The sequence below is a fragment of the Reyranella humidisoli genome (assembly GCF_019039055.1).
Taxonomy (GTDB): Bacteria; Pseudomonadota; Alphaproteobacteria; order Reyranellales; family Reyranellaceae; genus Reyranella; species Reyranella humidisoli.
In genome coordinates this window covers 1,535,921-1,552,449 of record NZ_JAHOPB010000001.1, presented here as the reverse complement: position 1 = coordinate 1,552,449, position 16,529 = coordinate 1,535,921, and the positions used below count along the sequence as shown (strand labels likewise).

The window sequence follows — 16,529 nt, the reverse complement described above, 5'->3', positions numbered from 1 at the left end:
GCCGCATGTCCCTCCCCCGTCTCGCGCTCGCCGTCATCGGCGATGAAATCGGCCCCTCCCTCGACGAAATGATCTCCTTCTGCAGCGAACACGAGGTGCGTCGCCTCGACATGCGCACGGTGGATGGAAAGAACCTGCTCGGCCTGTCGCTCGAGCAGGGAAGCGCGATCGCGCGGCGGCTCGAGAAGGAAGGCCTGAGCGTCCCGACGTTCGTGTCGCCGCTGCTGAAATGGGCCGCGCCCGGCAAGGGAACGGAGGGTGGTCCGGTCGACTTTGCTTTCGATCCGGCCGAATGCCCCGCGGACGACCCGCTGGTCCACGCCTTCGACATGGCCACCGTGTTCGGCGCCGAGAAGATCCGCGTCTTCAGCCACCTGCGCTATCCGGGTTACAGGCCGGCCGACCTGATCGGCCGCTTCGAGCGGCTGGCCGACCTCGGCCTCACCTATTCCATCGCCGTGGAGATCGAGAACGAGCCCGTCTGCAACATCGGCTCGATCACCGACCTCTCCGACTTCTTCACGGCACTCGCCGAAGCCACGGACCCCAATCCGATGCCGCCGCAGTTGAAGCCGCTGGTCGATATCGGCAATGCCTGGGCCATCGGCAAACCGCCGAGCGATGCAGAGATCGCCCACCTGGCGCCGCTCGTGGACCTCATCCATCTCAAGGATCGCGACAGCTCGGCCCGGCGGACCGTGCCGTTCGGCGACGGTGACATTCCCTGGGCCGCCGAGCTCACGCGGTTACTCACCGCGGTCGCCGGCGCGCCGCGCCCGGTCCGTGAGATCCATGCCAGCATCGAGACGCACTGTCCGCAGGACGGACGCAACGCCACGGCGCGCTCCGTCGCCGGTCTGCGCCGGATCGCCGCCGAAATCGGCGTCGAGGTCGTTTAAGCCGGCGTGAGGATGAAGCCGGCGCGGGGGAAGTGGACGACGACGTCGCCCACTTTGTCGTCGTGCCGCTTGATCGAGACGCGGTCGTTTGTGAGACCGACCAGCACGCCACTCACCGGCACCTTGCCGGTATCGTCGGGCGTGACGCCGATCGTCTGACCGGCCTTGAGGCCGCTGGGATCGCTGGCATCGACGCTCGTCGCTTCCGGCGTCGCTTCCTTGGCAATGGCGATTGCCTCGGCGGCAGAGATCTCCGTCGGCTTGCCGCTGCCGGCGGCCTTCATGCGCTCCGACCAGCCCGTGATCAGCGGCAGCCGGTCGAACGGCGGCACCGTCTTTCCGCCACCCAGCCGCTCCTTGATGAACCAGACGGGATTGTAGAGCGCGCAGTCGGCCAGGCACGGCTCGTCACCGAGCAGGTAGGGCCGGCCGTCGGCCAGCATCTGTTCGGCAATGACGAGCTGCGCGTAGGTCTGCTGCAGCGCCGTCGGCGCCGCGGCCTTGAGCGCGGCGGGATCGAACGAACGGCCGGAGAAGGCGCTGCGGTCCTTCAGGAAGGCCTCCGGCAGCTTGTCGCCGAGCGCGCCCATGACGACGCCGACCGCCGCCCAGAAGATGTTGCGGTCGATCCACATGGCCAGCGCCCGCGCCACGCCTTCCTTGCCCTTGGGCAGGAGCGGCGGCGTCGGCGCGCGCTTCTCGATCTCCAGCATGATGAGCTGCGTGTCGCAGTAGATGTCGGCGCCGACCTGCATCACCGGAGTCTTGCGATAGCCGCCGGTCAGCGGCATCAGGTCGGGCTTCGGCAGAATGTTCGGGATCACCACCGACTTCCAGGCGGCCTGCTTGACGCCGAAGGCGATGCGCACCTTCTCGGAGAAGGGCGAGTTCGGATAGTGGTGCAGGATCATGTCGGTCATGAGCGCAGCGCCTCGATGTTGGCCGCGTAGCGTTCGGGTCCGCCCGTGAACACGGCCGTTCCGGCGACGAGGACGTCGGCGCCGGCCTTGATGCAGCGCTTCGCGGTCTCGACGTTGACGCCGCCGTCGACTTCCAGGTCGATCGGCTTGCCCAGCGCGTCGATCGCCTTGCGGAGCGCAGCGATCTTGGCGAACTGGCTCTCGATGAAGGCCTGGCCGCCGAAGCCCGGATTGACACTCATCACCAGCACCAGGTCGAGGTCGCCCAGCACAGGCTCGACGACCGACAGCGGCGTCGCCGGGTTGAGCACGATGCCGGCCCTGCGGCCGAAGCTCTTGATGAGCTGGATCGTGCGATGGACGTGCGGCCCGGCCTCGGGATGGAACGAGATCACGTCGGCACCGGCATCGACGTAGGCCGGGACCAGCGGATCGACCGGCGAGATCATGAGATGGACGTCGAAGGGCAGCTTGCTGTGCTTGCGCAGCGCCTTCACCACCATCGGGCCGATCGTGAGGTTGGGCACGAAATGCCCGTCCATCACGTCGACATGGACCCAGTCGGCACCGGCCCTGGTGATGGCCTCGATCTCCTGGCCGAGCGCGGCGAAATCCGCCGACAGGATGGACGGTGCGATGCGGACGGGCTGTTGCGGCATTGTCTTTCTCAGGTGCCGGGACGGGTCGGGGCGTCCCAGCCCTTGCGCCGGAACGGATTGGTCGGGAAGGAGCCCAGCAGCTTCAGCTCGTCGGAGAAGAAGTCCAGCTCCTCGAGCGCCAGCGCGACGTTGGGCTGGTCGGGATGGCCTTCGACCTCGGCGTAGAACAGCGCCTGCTCGAAGCGGGCGCCGGAGAGGTAGCTCTCCAGCTTCACCATGTTGACGCCGTTGGTCGCAAAGCCGCCCAGCGCCTTGTAGAGCGCCGCGGGCCGGCTCCTCACGCGGAACAGGAAGGCGGTCATGCACTGTACCGTGCGCCAGTCCGGATGGGCCTCCTCGCGCGAAAAGACCAGCATGCGGGTGGTGTTGTGGTCGGCGTCCTCGATGTTCTTGGCGAGTACCTTGAGTTCGTAGATGCGGGCGGCGAGCGAGGAGGCGATGGCGCCCACGCTGGCGTCGCCGATCTCGGCGATCTCGCGGGCCGCGCCGGCCGTGTCGGCATGGACCACCGGCTGCAGCTTGTTCTTCTTCAGGAAGTTCCGGCACTGGGCCAGCGCCTGGACGTGGCTCTTCACAGTCCGGATGGACTTCAGCGACGCCCCCGGCAGAGCCACCAGGCAGTGCTCGACCCGCTGGAAATGCTCGGCCACGATCTTGAGCCTGGTGTGCGGCAGCAGGCTATGGAGGTCGGCCACCCGGCCGGCGATCGAGTTCTCGACCGGGATGATGGCCAGCTCCGCCTTGCCGGCCTGGACGGCGCCCATGGCGGCGTCGAAGGTCGGGCACGGAAGGGTCGTCATGCAGGGAAAGGCGGCGCGGCAGGCCATGTCGGAATTGGCGCCGGGCTCGCCCTGGAAGGCGATGATGTTGCTGGCGGCGGCTTTGCCGCCCCGTCCCTTGGCCATTTACCTTGCTCCCCGCGTCGCGTTTCGACGCCCACCGATAGGCGAAAAACCTCGTAATATCCGGCACTTGCGACGTTCCGCCGCGCGAGCTGCCAGACGCGATGGAATACTACTGGCGGGCGTGCGGGCATGCTACAGCAGCGTCCGTAGAATTTGCCGTTTCGGGATTTGACTATGGCCAGTTTCAACACGATCGCAGGCTGCGTTTTGGCTTCCGCCCTCTTCGCGATGGTGGTCGGCAAGGTCTCCAATGCCGTCGTGCACCCGCACAAGCTGGACAAGCCGGCGCTTGCCGTCACCGACGAAGCCCCGACGGCCACGGCCGCCGCGCCCGCCGCGATCGAGATTCCGCCGATCGGTCCGAAGCTGGCCGGCGCCAACGTCGAGGCCGGCAAGGCGCTGTTCCAGAAGCAGTGCTTCAGCTGCCACACGATCGACAAGGGCGGCGCCAACAAGGTCGGCCCGAACCTGTGGGGCGTCGTCAATCGTCCCAAGGCCAGCCATGCCGGCTTCGGCTACTCCTCGGCCCTGACCGCCAAGGGCGGCAACTGGACCTACGAAGACATCGATCATCTGATCTTCAAGCCGAATGCCTATGTGCGCGGCACGAAGATGGCGTTTGCCGGCCTCCCGAAGGAGCAGGAGCGCGCCGACATGATCGCCTACCTGCGCACGATGGCCGACACGCCCGCGCCGCTTCCCTAGGTGGTTCCTTCCGACCTCGTCGCGTTGGCCCACCAGCTGGCCGACGCCGCGCGGCCGATCGCGGCCCGCTATTTCCGAACCGGCGTCACGGTCGACGACAAGACCGACCAGAGCCCCGTGACCATCGCCGACCGCGAAGCCGAGACGGCGATGCGGGATCTGCTGACGCGTCACGTGCCAGATCACGGCGTGTTCGGCGAAGAGCATGGCGCAGTCCGCACCGACGCAGAATACGTCTGGGTTCTCGATCCGATCGACGGCACCAAGGCCTTCATCACCGGCCTGCCGCTGTTCGGCACGCTGATCGGCCTGTTCCATCGTGGCAAGCCGGTGCTCGGCATCATCGACCAGCCGATCCTGCAGGAACGCTGGCTGGGCGTGGCCGGCGAGCGCTCGACCCTGAACGGCAAGCCGATCTCGGTGCGCGCCTGTGCGAGCGTCGCGAACGCCTACATGTATTCGACCGCACCTTCCATGTTTGCCGGCGGCTACGCCAAATCGCACCAGACGCTCACCGAGAAGGTGAAGCTCTTCCGCTGGGGCGGCGACTGCTACGCCTACGGGCTGCTGGCCGCAGGGCACGTCGACCTCGTCGTCGAGGCGGACCTCAAGCTCTACGACTATGCCGCGCTGATCCCCGTCATCACGGGCGCGGGCGGCGTGATCACAGACTGGAAGGGCAAGCCGCTCGACATGCATTCCGAGGGCGCGGTCGTCGCGGCCGGCGACCCTGCCGTTCACCGCGCCGCGCTGGACATCCTCTCGGCATAGGCCGTGCGATCGATGTCGTACCAGACGATGTCGGTGAAGCCCTTGTAATCGACGCGCTTGCGGTAGGTGAGGCCGATCCGCTCCATCACCGCGCGCGAAGCGCGATTCTCCTCGAGCGTGATCGCGAAAATCCGGTCCAGTCCCAGCGTTTCGAATCCGTAGGCGAGTGCCGCGCGTGCCGCTTCGGCGGCATAGCCCTGGCCCCAAGCGTCGGGATGCAGCGACCACAACACTTCCACGCCATCGAACTGCTCGATGTAGTTCAGCCCGGCATGGCCGATCAGCTTGCCTTCGCGGAACACGCCCCAGGGCGCATACCGGCGCTCCTGCCAGGAAACGATGAAGCGCTCGATGGTGGTGTGGGCCAACGCCACGAAATCGCCTTCCTGCGCCTTGCCCGGCGCCGGCGGCAGCCACTTCGCCACCTCGGGATGAAAGCGCATGGCCGCGTAGTCTTCGGCATCGGCGGGCAGCAATGGTCTGAGCGACAGGCGCTCGGTCGTCACGATCGTCATGGCCGGGGCACTTTACACAACTTTACCGCCGCGAGATGGGCGCGAAACCGGGACCCTCCATCTTGGCTTCACGGGGACAGCAACCCGAAACCAGATGGAGACAGACATGACGAACCTCAGCATCAAGACGGTAATGGCCGCCCTCCTCGCGGGCAGCCTCGCGGCGACCGCCGGCGCGCCGGCCTTTGCCCGGGCGGACGGCGGGTCGGTCGACCCGGCCAAGTTCCAGGAGCGCATCGAGAAGCGCGTGGACAAGGCGCTCAATGGCACCGACGCGACGCAGGAACAGAAGAAGCAGATCACCGGCATCCTGCAGGCCGCCTTCGCCGACCTGAAGCCGCTGCACGCCCAGCGCGCCGAGAACCGCAAGGCGATGCGTGCGGCGCTCGAGGCCCCGACCATCGACCCGGCGAAGATCGAGCAGATCCGCGCCGCCGAGATGAAGATCGCGGACGACAGCTCCAAGCGCTTCACCAAGGCGCTGACCGACGCCGGCAACGTGCTGAACGCCAACCAGCGCCAGGCCTTCTTCAAGACCTGGAGCGATCACAAGCACGGTCCGCGGAAGGGCTGAAGCAAGCAAGGACTGACGGAAGATGACATCGGGACCGCGCCGGTCCGATACTGAGCAGATGGCCGAGCGCATCCTGATGATCGACGACGACGACCGCCTCGCCGGGATGGTTTCCGACTATCTCGGCGGGGCGGGCTTTCGTGTGACCGTCGCTGGCACCGGCCGCGACGGCGAAGCCCAGCTGAAGCGCGAGACTTTCGACGCGGTCATCCTTGACCTCATGCTGCCCGACGCCGACGGCCTCGATCTCTGCCGCCGCCTGCGCGGCAGCAGCGACGTCCCGATCCTGATGCTGACGGCGCGCGGCGAGCCGATGGACCGCGTGGTCGGCCTCGAACTGGGCGCCGACGACTATCTCGCCAAGCCCTTCGAGCCGCGCGAATTGCAGGCCCGCCTGCGCGCCATCCTGCGCCGCAAGGGCGGCACCGCAGCGAAAGCCGACGTTCTTCGCTTCGGCCGCCTCGAGATCGACAAGGGGGCGCGCGTCGTGAGGATCGACGGCGAGGAGCGCGCCATCACCTCGTACCAGTTCGCGATTCTGCTGGCGCTGGCCGAGCGCGCCGGCCGCGTCCTCTCGCGCGACGCACTGATGGACGTGTTGAAGGGCGAGAAGCTCGAAGCCTTCGACCGCTCGGTCGACGTCCATATCAGCCGCATCCGCGCCGCCATCGAGGACGATCCGAAGAAACCGCGCCGCATCCTGACCCTGCGCGGCACCGGCTACGTCTTCGCCAGGGACCAGGACCGCTAGCCCATGCAGCGCCTCTACCTGCAATTCTACGTCACCATCCTCGTCGTGCTGGCGGTGTTCGTCGGCGCGGCGGTGCTGCTGTGGCGGCTGGCGGACGACGACAACCGCACGCCGCAATATCTCGACGTCGCGGCGGAACTGACCGGCGCGCTGCTACCCGACAGCAACGCACCGCGGCCCGAGCAGCAGCGCGCGATCGAGGCGCTGCAGCGCAAGCTGCGCTTCGACATCGCGCTCTACGAACCCGACGGCGACATGATCGCCATGGCCGGCAAGCCGCCGCCGCGCTTCGAGCCGAGTCGCGCCCGCACCGGCTGGCGTCGCGGCCCCGGTGGGCCGAACTTCGTGCTGCAACTGCCCGACGGCCGCTGGCTGGTGGCGCGTCAGGTCCGGGAACGGCCCAACCCCATCTACTGGATCGCGGCGGCACTGGCTCTCGTCGCCATCGCCGTCGCGGTCGGCTCGTTTCCCGTGGTGCGCGGCCTCGGCCGGCGGCTCGAACGGCTCAAGACCGGCGTCGACCGGCTGGGCCACGGCGATCTCGGCGCCCGCGTGAAGGTGGAGGGTCGCGACGAAGTGGCCGCGCTGGCCGCGAGCTTCAACCGCTCGGCGCAGCGCATCGAGGAGCTGGTGGCGGCCCACCGGCTGCTGCTGGCCAATGCCAGTCACGAGCTGCGCACGCCGCTCACCCGCATTTCGGTCGCCGCCTCACTGCTGGGCGACGCCGCCGATCCCCGGACGCGCGAATCGCTGAAGCGCGACGTGGCCGAACTCGACCAGCTCATCGAGCAGATCCTCCTGGCAAGCCGGCTGGAAGCTTTGCCAACATTGGAAAGACACGAGCCGATCGACCTGCTGGCGCTCGCCGCCGAGGAAGCCTCGCACTACGACGTCGAGGTGAGCGGCGAACCCGTGACCGTCAACGGCGACCGCACCCTGCTGCGCCGCCTGGTCCGCAATCTCGTCGAGAACGCCCAGCGCTACGGCACCGGCAAGGACGGCGACGATTCAGTCGCCGTGTCGGTCACTCGCGAGTCCGATTGCGCCGTCCTCGAAGTGACCGATCGAGGCCCTGGCGTCCCCGAAGCCGAGCGCCAGCGCATCTTCGAGCCCTTCTATCGCATGGCCGGCTCGGCGGAGAGCGGGCGCGGCAGCGGACTCGGCCTGGCTCTCGTCCTCGACATCGCCCGCCGCCATGGCGGCGACGCGGTTTGCCTTGCTGCAGAAGGCGGCGGCAGCCGCTTCCGGGTCGACCTGCCGACGGGATGAGCCGCCTGATCTTCGGCTTGTCGACCGCATACGAGTGTCACGCCAGCACGCCGAAATCGCAGGTCGCCCGCGATCTGGTTCGCTGACAAACCTCCCATCCGTTCTGGCCGCCATCAGTGTTGGCGTTACCCTCGATCGTGTCGAATCTACCGTCCGGTCGTATCGGCGAAATCACCACGCCGACGTGAACGTGACTCTGCTGCCCGTTGATCGTGCCGCGCACGAAGAAGAAGGAGCCCGCCGGAACCGCAGTGGTGCTTGCACCGGACACGAGACGATTGTTCCTGCGGGCCGACCCGACGATGGAGGGAACATAGAGCGGCGCAATTCCCTGGCCATCCAGGGGAAACGGCAACGGCCTGCCCAGGGCGGCGAAGGCCTGCTTCACCCATTGCGAGGCAGCACCCTGGCACCATTGGTCCGAGATGCCGAGGCAGTAGGCCCGCACCCAGGGGCCGGAATTGTCGCGCCCCCTGAGCTCACTGTCGACGAAGCGCCGCGCCTCGAGGGGCCTTTGGACGAGATGCGCGCGCGCCGTCTCGATCACCGCGTCGCCGACATTCGGACACGTGGACTGGAAAGCGAAGGCCGTCGCCATCCCGACGGTCAGCGCCTGCCAGAACGTGGCGTTGACGGCGGCAGACGGAAGACCGGCGGCGGCGGCGAAGGTCGCGCAACCGGCCTGGGTCGATGGACCGAAGTCTCCGTCGATTCCGACCGAGGCCGCCGTTCCGGGCGCGGCGTTTCCGTTCTCGCCGACACCGATGCCGCGGACGACGAGCCATTCCTGAAGACGCAGTATGTCCTTGTCGCCGCTGGTCGCGCTGAGCGGCAAAGTCGGCGCCGCGATCTCCATGTTGAACTGAGCCATTTGTGCTTCTCCCGAACGACACCGCTGTGTCTGGACGCACGCTAGGCCGGCCGATCGGAAAACCTCTGTGGCAATCCCCACGTTCGCGGAATGAAGGGATTCGCGGCTCTCTGTGGTGAACCCACGGAGTGACGAGCGGCACGCCTCCAAGACCCCTCCAAGGCGTCAAGCGAATGATCGCAGGGTCAGGCCACGAAGCGGCGGACTGAGCCTGATGGCCGAATTCCAGCGCACGATCGCCGACGGCGCGGCAGAGGACCTGAACAACCGGGTTCTCACCTACAACGTCATCCCGAGGACGGTCGCCTTCTCCGCCGACAGGCGCGCGGCGCTCGAGGCCATCGCCTCTGCCCAGGCGGGAACGGCCGAACTCCAGTCCGTCGACCTTGCCCGACTCTCCCAGAAGACACTGGCGGCCCATGACGAACTTGTCCGCAGTGCCCGCGAGAGTCGCCTGACGGCAAAGGAACTGATGTCCGTGATCGAGGCCCTGTATCAGCGGGCGGACGCGATCTGAAAGGCCGTCGACAAGATCAACTCGACGGCGCCGACAGCGCTGAGCGTGATGGTTCGCCTCATCGGCATCGTCGGCGTCATCTGACCCGACCTGCCTCGCGCCCATGTGGCACCGACCAGAAGAGCGCCCCGCAAGGGCGCTCTTCGCACGATTGGAAAGGCAGCGGGTCGGCGTCCTGTGGTATGAGGTGAACAACCGTTTACCAAGGAAGCTCACTATGGATTTCAACATTCCCGCCGACATCGCAGCCTATCTGCGTGAACTCGACGAGTTCATCGAGCGCGAGATCCGGCCGCTGGAACGGCAGGACGACAATATCCGCTTCTTCGACCATCGCCGCGAGCACGCCCGCACCGACTGGGACAATGACGGTCAGCCGCGGCACGAATGGGAGGAGCTGCTGGCGGAAATGAAGCGCCGGGCCGACAAGGCCGGTCACCTGCGTTTCGGCCTGCCGAAGGAACTGGGCGGCAAGAACGGCTCCAACCTCGCCATGGCGCTGATCCGCGAGCATCTCGCGCACAAGGGCCTTGGCCTGCACAACGACCTGCAGAACGAAAGCTCGATCGTCGGCAACTTCCCCGTCGCGCTGCTGCTGCATCGTTTCGGCACGCAGGAGCAGAAGGACCGCTACATCGAGGGCATGTTCAAGGGCACCGAGCGCATCGGCTTCGGCCTCACCGAGCCGCTGCACGGTTCCGACGCCACCTTCATGGAGACCACCGCGACGAAGCAGGGCTCCGACTGGGTGATCAACGGCATGAAGCGGTTCAACACCGGCATGCATACCGCCACGGTCGACCTCGTCTTCGCCCGCACCTCGGGCAAGGACGGCGATGCGCGCGGCATCTCGGCGTTCCTGGTGCCGGTGAAGACCCAAGGCTTCAAGATCGAATACATGTGGTGGACGTTCAACATGCCGTCCGACCATGCCGAGGTGTCGCTGACCAACGTCACGGTGCCGGGCTCGACCATGCTGGGCGAGGAAGGCCGCGGCCTCGACGTGGCGCAGACCTTCGTTCACGAGAACCGCATCCGCCAGGCCGCGTCGAGCCTTGGCGCGGCGCAATACTGCATCGACATGTCCGTGGCCTACGCCAAGAACCGCAAGGTGTTCGGCAAGGCGCTGGCGACCAACCAGGCGATCCAGTTCCCGCTGGCGGAGCTGCACACCGAGGCCGAGATGACGCGCGGGCTGGTGCGCAAGACGGCGTGGCATCTCGACCGCGAGCACCACATGAACGTCTCGGAATGGGTCGCCATGTCGAACTACCGCGCCAACCGGCTGGTGTGCGACGCCGCCGACCGTGCCATGCAGGTCCATGGCGGCATCGGCTATTCGCGCCACACGCCGTTCGAGCACATCTACCGCCACCACCGCCGCTACCGCATCACCGAAGGCTCGGAGGAGATCCAGATCCGCCGCGTCGCCGGCACGCTGTTCGGCTTCTGGGGCGCCCAGAAGACGTCGACGGCGCCGAAGCAGTAAGTGAATAATCCCTCTTTCCTCCTCTCCCCCGGCTGCGCGGGCGGAGAGGACTGAGGAACGAGTGAAAGCAGAACGCCGCTACACGGGCGACCTCATCATGTTCGGCACGGCCATTCTGATGGGATCGAGCTATCCCTTCGCCAAGGACGTGCTCCAGGTCATGAGTCCGCTGCTCTACAGCGGCTCGCGCTACCTGATCGCGAGCCTCTTCCTGTTCGCCGCCATGGCGTTGATGGGCCGGCCGCTCGGTCTGGCGCGGCGCGACTGGGTGCCGCTGTTCCTGCTCTCATTGATCGGCGTCACCCTGTTCCAGGCCTGTTGGGGCCTGGCGATGACGCGCACCGCGCCGAGCCTGGGCTCGATCGTGATGACCACCACCACCGCCTTCTCCGCGATCCTCGCCTGGTTCGGCGGGCGGCGGCTGCCGGGGCTGGGCTGGGCCGGCATCGTACTGGCTTTCGCGGGCGTCGTGCTGGTCGTGAACAACAGCCTCACCTCGGTCACGCTGTCGTTCGGCAGCCTGGACGGCACCCTGCTCTGGATGCTCTCGGCTTTCGCCTGGGCGCTCTATGTTGAGCGCTGCGCGCCATACAATCAGCGGCTGGGCGCGCTTCCGGTCATGGCCTGGACGACCCTGCTCGGCTCGCTCGTACTGGTGCCGATCTCGCTCGCTTTCGATTCCTTGAGCGAGTTCGGACGGCTCGACGACAGGCTGCTGGGCTTCTGGCTCTACACTGCCATCTTCCCGGTGGGCGTCGCCTTCCTTGGCCTCACCGCCGGGCTGGAGCGGCTCGGGGTCAGCCGGGTCATGGTCTACATGTACCTGATCCCGGTGGCCGGGGTCGGTCTCTCGGCGGCCTTCTTCGGCGATCCGCTCACCACCGCCCGGGTGCTGGGCGGGCTGATCGTGCTGGCCGGCGTCATTCTGACGCGTGTCGCGCTCGACCGTGCCGCCCGCGTTCCTGTATGAACCTCCCCATGGCCACGACCACCACTCCCTTGACCACACCCGGCGCCGGCGGACGACGCGCGACCGTGGAGCGGGCGACCAAGGAAACCCGCATCGCCGCCGCCATCAACCTCGACGGCACCGGCGTCTACGACATCAAGACCGGCATCGGCTTCCTCGACCACATGCTCGAGCAGCTCTCCCGCCACAGCCTGATCGACATCACGCTGCGCGCCGAGGGCGACCTGCACATCGACTATCATCACACGACGGAAGATGCCGGCATCGTGCTGGGCGAGTGCCTGTCCAAGGCGCTGGGCGACCGCAAGGGCATCCGCCGCTACGGCAGCGCCACCATCCCGATGGACGAGACGCTGACCGAGGTGGCGCTCGATGCGTCGAACCGGCCGTACCTGATCTGGAAGGTCGAATTCACCAAGCCAAAGCTTGGCACGATGGACACCGAGCTGTTCAAGGAATGGTTCCAGGCCTTCGCCCAGCTGGGCGGCCTGACGCTGCACGTGTGGAACCACTACGGCGAGAACAACCACCACATCGTCGAGAGCTGCTTCAAGGGCATCGCCCGGGCGCTGCGCGTCGCGGTCGAGATCGACCCGCGGCAGACGACGGCGGTGCCCAGCACCAAGGGCGTGCTCTAGGCACCCCGACATGACCGTCGCAATCGTCGACTACGGCTCCGGCAACCTGCGCTCTGCCGCCAAGGCCTTCGAGCGCGCCGCGCGCGAGGCGGGCACGGACCCGCGCGTGCTGGTGACGTCGTCACCGGCCGAGGTCGCCGCCGCCGACCGCATCGTGCTGCCGGGCGTCGGCGCCTTCGCCGACTGCCGCGCCGGCCTCTATGGCGTGCCGGGCATGGTCGACACGTTGCAGCGCGAAGTGATCGAGCGCGGCAAGCCTTTCCTCGGCATCTGCGTGGGCATGCAGCTCATGGCCACCCGCGGCGTCGAATACGGCATCCATGCCGGGCTCGACTGGATCGCCGGCGACGTGGTGCGCATAGAACCGGGCAAGGATCATCTCAAGATTCCGCACATGGGCTGGAACGAGCTGTCGGACCTCAAGGCGCACGCGTTGCTCGACGGGATCCACCCGCACGACCATGCCTATTTCGTCCATTCCTTCCAGCTTGCGGCCAGCAAGCCCGAAACGGTGCTGGGACTGACCGACTATGGCGGACCGGTCACGGCCATCGTCGGCCGCGATAATCTCGCGGGCACGCAGTTCCATCCGGAGAAGAGCCAGGCCACCGGCCTGCGGCTGATCGCCAACTTCCTGCGCTGGAAACCCTGATCCCGTAACCAACCGGCTTCGCGCGCGTTTCTCCGCTGTTCATGAACAGAGGAGACGCCATGCACGCGCATCCGAGGCCGTCCCGCTTCCCGCCGGCCCGCGGGTCCCTCAGCGCGCCCCTCGCGCGCGCCATCGAGGCCTGCCATGCCTGTGCCGAGGCCTGCGTTTCCTGTGCCGATGTGAGCCTCGACGATGCCGCGGTCAGCCTCTCCCGCTGCATCCGGCTGGCGCTGGATTGCGCGGAGGCCTGCGCCACCACAGGTCCGGCGCTGGCGCGTGTCACCGCCTCCAATTCAGTCCTGCTGCGAAGCATGGCCGAAACCTGTGCCGGACTCTGCGAAGCCTGCGCCGCCGAATGCGACCTGCATGTCGACGAGCACGACCACTGCTGCCTGTGCGCCAAGGCCTGCCGGGCATGCGAGACGGCCTGCCGGGACGCCGCGATATCGCTGGGCGCGGCGGGACCCTAGTCAAAGAGCGGATGGCGACGGATCCGGCGAGATCGACCTTGTTCCGCGAGGACTGATCGCCGATCCTTCGCCTGCATGTCCCTCGGCCCCTTCGACACGTTGTTCGCCTTCCTCGGCAGGCTTTCCAGCGGCAACCTTCACCTCGCCGGCCTCCTCGTCCTGCTGATCCTGCTGGCCTCCCTTGAGATCGGCGTCCGGTTCGGGCGGCTCGCCGCCAGTCGTCATGTCCCCACCGAAGGCGAGAAATCGTCGGTCAATTTCGCGACGGCCGGCATGATGGGTCTGTTGGCGTTCCTGCTGGGCGTTTCGCTGTCGATGGCTTCGGACCGCTACCAGCAGCGCCGCGATTCGGTCCTGGCCGAGGCCAATGCGATCGGCACCGTCTGGCTGCGCGCCAGCGTCGGGACGGGCGCAGAGGGTGCGGCGCTGCAAAAGCTCTTGCGCGAGTACACCGAAGTCCGCATCGCGGTAGTGACCGGTTCGAACCCCTCGCCGCCCGAGGAGCTGCTGCAGCGCACGAACAACCTCCAGTCCGAGATATGGGCCCTCGCCCGCACCGTGGCCGAACGCTCGCCGACGCCGATCTCGGGCCTCTTGCTCACGTCACTCAACGAGATGATCGACCTGTCGCTGACGAACAGGCGCAATCTGAACGCCCATGTGCCGGCCTACATATTACGGCTCCTCCTGACCGTCTCGATCTTCGCGGTCGGGGCGGTGGGCTACGGGTTCGGCCTCGTCGGCAGCCGCCAGCTCCTGCTATCGGTGGTGCTGCTCGCGGTCTGGACCCTCGCCATCGTGCTGATCATTGACATCGACCGGCCGCAGACCGGCGAGGTCCGCATCGACCCCGCACCGCTCGTCTGGACATTGCAGGGCTTCGGGCCGGCGAAGTAGTTACAGCCAGCTCATCTCCTGGCGCTGCCTGGCCTCGAAGGCCTTGATGTCCTTGTCGTAGCCCAGCGTCAGGGTAACCTCGTCGGCACCCTTCAGCAGGCAGTCCTTGCGGAAGGAATCGATCTCGAACCGGTCGGTCTTGCCGTCCGGACCGGTCACTGTCTGGGCCGCGAGATCGATCTTGATCTTCGCGCCCGGCGAGGCGTGCAGCAGCCCGCGCAGCTCGGCCGCACGCGCGGCGTCGACGCGGATCGGCAGGGCACCGTTCTGGAAGCAGTTGTTGAAGAAGATGTCGCCGAAGCTCGGGGCGATGAAGGCCCGCAGGCCGTTGTCGACCATCACCGTGACGGCATTCTCGCGCGAGGAGCCGCAGGCGAAGTTGCGTTCCGCGACCACGATCTTCGCGCCGGCATAGGCCGGCATGTTGGTGACGAAGTCCGGCCGCGGCGTCTTGTCGGGCGTGTAGCGCAGGTCGTGGAACAGCGCACTGACCTGCATGTCGCGCGGCTTGCCGAGGAAGCGCGCCGGGATGATCTGGTCGGTGTCGAGGTTCGGCTGGTCGATCGGGATCGCGACCGCGTCGAGCGTGGTGAAAGCTTCCATGGCGATGCTCCCCTAGGCCAGCTTGCGGACGTCGGCGAAATGGCCGGACACGGCGGCGGCTACCGCCATCGCAGGGCTCAGCAGGTGCGTGCGCACGCCCGGCCCCTGGCGTCCGATGAAGTTGCGGTTCGAGGTCGAGGCGATGCGCTGCTGCGGCTTGCCGGTGTCGCCGTTCATGCCGACGCACATCGAGCAGCCGGGCTCGCGCCATTCGAAGCCGGCCTCGCGGAAAATCTTGTCGAGCCCTTCGGCCTCGGCCTGCTTCTTCACCAGGCCCGATCCTGCGACCACCCAGGAGGGGATCACGACCTTGCGGCCCTTGGCGACCTTGGCGGCGGCGCGCAAATCCTCGATGCGGCTGTTGGTGCAGGACCCGATGAACACGCGATCGACCGGCACCTGATCGAGCGGCGTGCCGGGCACGAGGCCCATATAGTCGAGGGCGCGCTTCATACTGTCTTTCTTCGCGGCATCCGGCGCCGTCGAGGGCTCGGGGATGCGGCCGGTGATCGACAGCGCGTCCTCGGGGCTGGTGCCCCAGGTGACCATCGGCGCGATCGACGCCGCGTCGAGGCTGACGTCACGGTCGAAGGTGGCGCCCTCGTCGCTCGGCACGGTGCGCCAGAAGGCGACCGCCTTGTCCCACTCGGATTCCTTCGGTGCGAAGGGCCGCCCCTTGAGGTAGGCGATGGTCGTGTCGTCCGGCGCCACCATGCCGGCCTTGCCGCCGGCCTCGATGGACATATTGCAGACCGTGAGGCGGCCCTCGATCGACAGGCCGCGGATCGCGCTGCCGGCATATTCGATGACATGGCCGACCGCGCCCGCGGTACCGATCTTCGCGATGATCGCCAGGATGACGTCCTTGCCGGTGATGCCCTCGCCCAGCGTGCCATCGACGCTGATCCGCATCGCCTTGGGCTTGCGCTGCCACAGGCATTGCGTGGCCATCACATGCGCCACTTCCGACGATCCGATGCCGAAGGCCAGCGCACCCAGCGCGCCGTGCGTGGAGGTGTGCGAGTCGCCGCAGACCAGCGTGAGGCCGGGCTGGGTCACGCCCTGCTCCGGGCCGACGACATGGGCGATGCCCTGACGCTCGTCACCGAGATCGAACAGGGTGACGCCGCTTTCGGCGGTGTTGGTGCGGATCGCCTCGACCAGCTTGCGATGATGCGGGTCGACGATGTCGGCCACGTCGCGGCTGTCGCTGCGCACGTAATGGTCGGGCGTGGCGAAACCGCGATCCGGGCGCCGCAGTTTCATGTTGCGCTCGCGCAGCTTGGCGAAGCCCGCGGCGGAGCCGTCATGCATCAGGTGGCGGTCGATATAGAGCAGCGTGTAGCCGTCGTCGCGATCGACGACGACGTGACGCTGCCAGATCTTCTCGAACATCGTGCGCGCGGCGGCCATGCACTTCCTCCTTCATTTTCTTACCCCTCTCCCACGCTAGG

General features: G+C 67.2%; 20 protein-coding genes. 13 read left to right on the top strand and 7 right to left on the bottom strand.

The genetic code is table 11. From position 1 onward, the window contains the following. Positions 1–5 precede the first annotated feature (5 nt). Positions 6–899, top strand: a complete 894-nt coding sequence (locus KQ910_RS07605) for a sugar phosphate isomerase/epimerase family protein (protein ID WP_216957935.1) — start codon at positions 6–8, stop codon at positions 897–899. Here the strand turns inward: KQ910_RS07605 and KQ910_RS07600 are convergent. Genes KQ910_RS07600 through KQ910_RS07590 form a run of 3 tightly spaced genes read right to left on the bottom strand, consistent with a single transcriptional unit; the run spans position 896 to position 3,383 of the window. Beyond that, positions 896–1,819, bottom strand: coding sequence for a glutathione S-transferase family protein (locus KQ910_RS07600; RefSeq protein WP_216957933.1), 924 nt, complete (start codon positions 1,817–1,819; stop codon positions 896–898). The genes KQ910_RS07605 and KQ910_RS07600 overlap by 4 nt on opposite strands. Next, positions 1,816–2,478: a ribulose-phosphate 3-epimerase gene (gene rpe, locus KQ910_RS07595; RefSeq protein ID WP_216957931.1), complete on the bottom strand. Its 663-nt coding sequence runs from the start codon at positions 2,476–2,478 to the stop codon at positions 1,816–1,818. Before rpe ends, KQ910_RS07600 begins: the two co-directional genes overlap by 4 nt. Before the next feature lie 8 nt (positions 2,479–2,486). Then, positions 2,487–3,383, bottom strand: a complete 897-nt coding sequence (locus tag KQ910_RS07590; RefSeq protein ID WP_216957929.1) for a prephenate dehydratase — start codon at positions 3,381–3,383, stop codon at positions 2,487–2,489. 174 nt (positions 3,384–3,557) lie between these two features. Here KQ910_RS07590 and KQ910_RS07585 point away from each other — a divergent pair, with 174 nt between their 5' ends. After that, positions 3,558–4,088 carry a c-type cytochrome gene (locus KQ910_RS07585; RefSeq protein WP_216957927.1) on the top strand — a complete coding sequence of 177 codons (531 nt, stop codon included), beginning with the start codon at positions 3,558–3,560 and terminating at the stop codon, positions 4,086–4,088. Then, positions 4,089–4,859: a histidinol-phosphatase gene (hisN, locus tag KQ910_RS07580; protein WP_216957925.1), complete on the top strand. Its 771-nt coding sequence runs from the start codon at positions 4,089–4,091 to the stop codon at positions 4,857–4,859. On the opposite strand, the gene KQ910_RS07575 is transcribed toward hisN, so the two are convergent. After that, entirely contained in the window at positions 4,826–5,374 is a 549-nt protein-coding gene (locus tag KQ910_RS07575; RefSeq protein ID WP_216957923.1) for a GNAT family N-acetyltransferase, read from the bottom strand. The genes hisN and KQ910_RS07575 overlap by 34 nt on opposite strands. Before the next feature lie 106 nt (positions 5,375–5,480). Between KQ910_RS07575 and KQ910_RS07570 the strand changes: the two genes are divergently transcribed. Genes KQ910_RS07570 through KQ910_RS07560 form a run of 3 tightly spaced genes read left to right on the top strand, consistent with a single transcriptional unit; the run spans position 5,481 to position 7,968 of the window. Further along, complete coding sequence (locus KQ910_RS07570; RefSeq protein WP_216957921.1) at positions 5,481–5,948, top strand: Spy/CpxP family protein refolding chaperone; 468 nt, start codon at positions 5,481–5,483, stop codon at positions 5,946–5,948. 58 nt (positions 5,949–6,006) lie between these two features. Further along, the gene (locus KQ910_RS07565) at positions 6,007–6,699 is read left to right on the top strand and encodes a response regulator (protein ID WP_216963675.1); all 693 of its coding nucleotides are present in this window, start codon (positions 6,007–6,009) and stop codon (positions 6,697–6,699) included. Positions 6,700–6,702: 3 nt separating this feature from the next. Continuing rightward, entirely contained in the window at positions 6,703–7,968 is a 1,266-nt protein-coding gene (locus tag KQ910_RS07560) for a sensor histidine kinase (RefSeq protein ID WP_216957919.1), read from the top strand. A 37-nt stretch (positions 7,969–8,005) separates the two neighbouring features. On the opposite strand, the gene KQ910_RS07555 is transcribed toward KQ910_RS07560, so the two are convergent. After that, entirely contained in the window at positions 8,006–8,824 is an 819-nt protein-coding gene (locus tag KQ910_RS07555) for a hypothetical protein (protein WP_216957917.1), read from the bottom strand. A gap of 229 nt (positions 8,825–9,053) precedes the next feature. Here KQ910_RS07555 and KQ910_RS07550 point away from each other — a divergent pair, with 229 nt between their 5' ends. The 7 genes from KQ910_RS07550 (at position 9,054) to KQ910_RS07520 (ending at position 14,472) form a co-directional block, all read left to right on the top strand. Beyond that, the gene (locus KQ910_RS07550) at positions 9,054–9,356 is read left to right on the top strand and encodes a hypothetical protein (RefSeq protein WP_216957915.1); all 303 of its coding nucleotides are present in this window, start codon (positions 9,054–9,056) and stop codon (positions 9,354–9,356) included. A 217-nt stretch (positions 9,357–9,573) separates the two neighbouring features. Then, complete coding sequence (locus KQ910_RS07545) at positions 9,574–10,845, top strand: acyl-CoA dehydrogenase family protein (protein WP_216957914.1); 1,272 nt, start codon at positions 9,574–9,576, stop codon at positions 10,843–10,845. Positions 10,846–10,906: 61 nt separating this feature from the next. After that, a complete protein-coding gene (locus KQ910_RS07540; protein ID WP_216957912.1) occupies positions 10,907–11,815 on the top strand; it encodes a DMT family transporter in 909 nt (302 codons plus the stop codon). A gap of 8 nt (positions 11,816–11,823) precedes the next feature. Continuing rightward, positions 11,824–12,453, top strand: coding sequence for an imidazoleglycerol-phosphate dehydratase HisB (hisB, locus tag KQ910_RS07535; protein WP_216957910.1), 630 nt, complete (start codon positions 11,824–11,826; stop codon positions 12,451–12,453). Positions 12,454–12,463: 10 nt separating this feature from the next. Further along, on the top strand, positions 12,464–13,105 hold the full coding sequence (hisH, locus tag KQ910_RS07530; RefSeq protein WP_216957908.1) for an imidazole glycerol phosphate synthase subunit HisH: 642 nt from the start codon (positions 12,464–12,466) through the stop codon (positions 13,103–13,105). 59 nt (positions 13,106–13,164) lie between these two features. After that, positions 13,165–13,575, top strand: a complete 411-nt coding sequence (locus KQ910_RS07525) for a four-helix bundle copper-binding protein (protein WP_216957906.1) — start codon at positions 13,165–13,167, stop codon at positions 13,573–13,575. 75 nt (positions 13,576–13,650) lie between these two features. Beyond that, positions 13,651–14,472 carry a bestrophin-like domain gene (locus KQ910_RS07520; protein ID WP_216957904.1) on the top strand — a complete coding sequence of 274 codons (822 nt, stop codon included), beginning with the start codon at positions 13,651–13,653 and terminating at the stop codon, positions 14,470–14,472. Here the strand turns inward: KQ910_RS07520 and leuD are convergent, their stop codons facing one another. Together leuD and leuC are read right to left on the bottom strand one after the other, a co-directional pair. After that, positions 14,473–15,075 (bottom strand): 3-isopropylmalate dehydratase small subunit, encoded by a 603-nt coding sequence (gene leuD, locus KQ910_RS07515; RefSeq protein WP_216957902.1) that lies wholly within the window; start codon positions 15,073–15,075, stop codon positions 14,473–14,475. Positions 15,076–15,087: 12 nt separating this feature from the next. Beyond that, entirely contained in the window at positions 15,088–16,488 is a 1,401-nt protein-coding gene (gene leuC, locus KQ910_RS07510) for a 3-isopropylmalate dehydratase large subunit (protein WP_216957900.1), read from the bottom strand. Positions 16,489–16,529: the final 41 nt, after the last annotated feature.

What these genes read in the sequence shown, in the direction of transcription:
- leuC (WP_216957900.1), bottom strand. Translation starts at nt 16,488, where the DNA reads ATGGCCGCCGCGCGCACGATGTTCGAGAAGATCTGGCAGCGTCACGTC.
- KQ910_RS07555 (WP_216957917.1), bottom strand. Translation starts at nt 8,824, where the DNA reads ATGGAGATCGCGGCGCCGACTTTGCCGCTCAGCGCGACCAGCGGCGAC.
- KQ910_RS07520 (WP_216957904.1), top strand. Translation starts at nt 13,651, where the DNA reads ATGTCCCTCGGCCCCTTCGACACGTTGTTCGCCTTCCTCGGCAGGCTT.
- leuD (WP_216957902.1), bottom strand. Translation starts at nt 15,075, where the DNA reads ATGGAAGCTTTCACCACGCTCGACGCGGTCGCGATCCCGATCGACCAG.
- KQ910_RS07525 (WP_216957906.1), top strand. Translation starts at nt 13,165, where the DNA reads ATGCACGCGCATCCGAGGCCGTCCCGCTTCCCGCCGGCCCGCGGGTCC.
- KQ910_RS07605 (WP_216957935.1), top strand. Translation starts at nt 6, where the DNA reads ATGTCCCTCCCCCGTCTCGCGCTCGCCGTCATCGGCGATGAAATCGGC.
- KQ910_RS07600 (WP_216957933.1), bottom strand. Translation starts at nt 1,819, where the DNA reads ATGACCGACATGATCCTGCACCACTATCCGAACTCGCCCTTCTCCGAG.
- KQ910_RS07585 (WP_216957927.1), top strand. Translation starts at nt 3,558, where the DNA reads ATGGCCAGTTTCAACACGATCGCAGGCTGCGTTTTGGCTTCCGCCCTC.
- hisH (WP_216957908.1), top strand. Translation starts at nt 12,464, where the DNA reads ATGACCGTCGCAATCGTCGACTACGGCTCCGGCAACCTGCGCTCTGCC.
- rpe (WP_216957931.1), bottom strand. Translation starts at nt 2,478, where the DNA reads ATGCCGCAACAGCCCGTCCGCATCGCACCGTCCATCCTGTCGGCGGAT.
- KQ910_RS07545 (WP_216957914.1), top strand. Translation starts at nt 9,574, where the DNA reads ATGGATTTCAACATTCCCGCCGACATCGCAGCCTATCTGCGTGAACTC.
- KQ910_RS07560 (WP_216957919.1), top strand. Translation starts at nt 6,703, where the DNA reads ATGCAGCGCCTCTACCTGCAATTCTACGTCACCATCCTCGTCGTGCTG.
- KQ910_RS07565 (WP_216963675.1), top strand. Translation starts at nt 6,007, where the DNA reads ATGGCCGAGCGCATCCTGATGATCGACGACGACGACCGCCTCGCCGGG.
- KQ910_RS07575 (WP_216957923.1), bottom strand. Translation starts at nt 5,374, where the DNA reads ATGACGATCGTGACGACCGAGCGCCTGTCGCTCAGACCATTGCTGCCC.
- KQ910_RS07570 (WP_216957921.1), top strand. Translation starts at nt 5,481, where the DNA reads ATGACGAACCTCAGCATCAAGACGGTAATGGCCGCCCTCCTCGCGGGC.
- KQ910_RS07550 (WP_216957915.1), top strand. Translation starts at nt 9,054, where the DNA reads ATGGCCGAATTCCAGCGCACGATCGCCGACGGCGCGGCAGAGGACCTG.
- hisB (WP_216957910.1), top strand. Translation starts at nt 11,824, where the DNA reads ATGGCCACGACCACCACTCCCTTGACCACACCCGGCGCCGGCGGACGA.
- KQ910_RS07590 (WP_216957929.1), bottom strand. Translation starts at nt 3,383, where the DNA reads ATGGCCAAGGGACGGGGCGGCAAAGCCGCCGCCAGCAACATCATCGCC.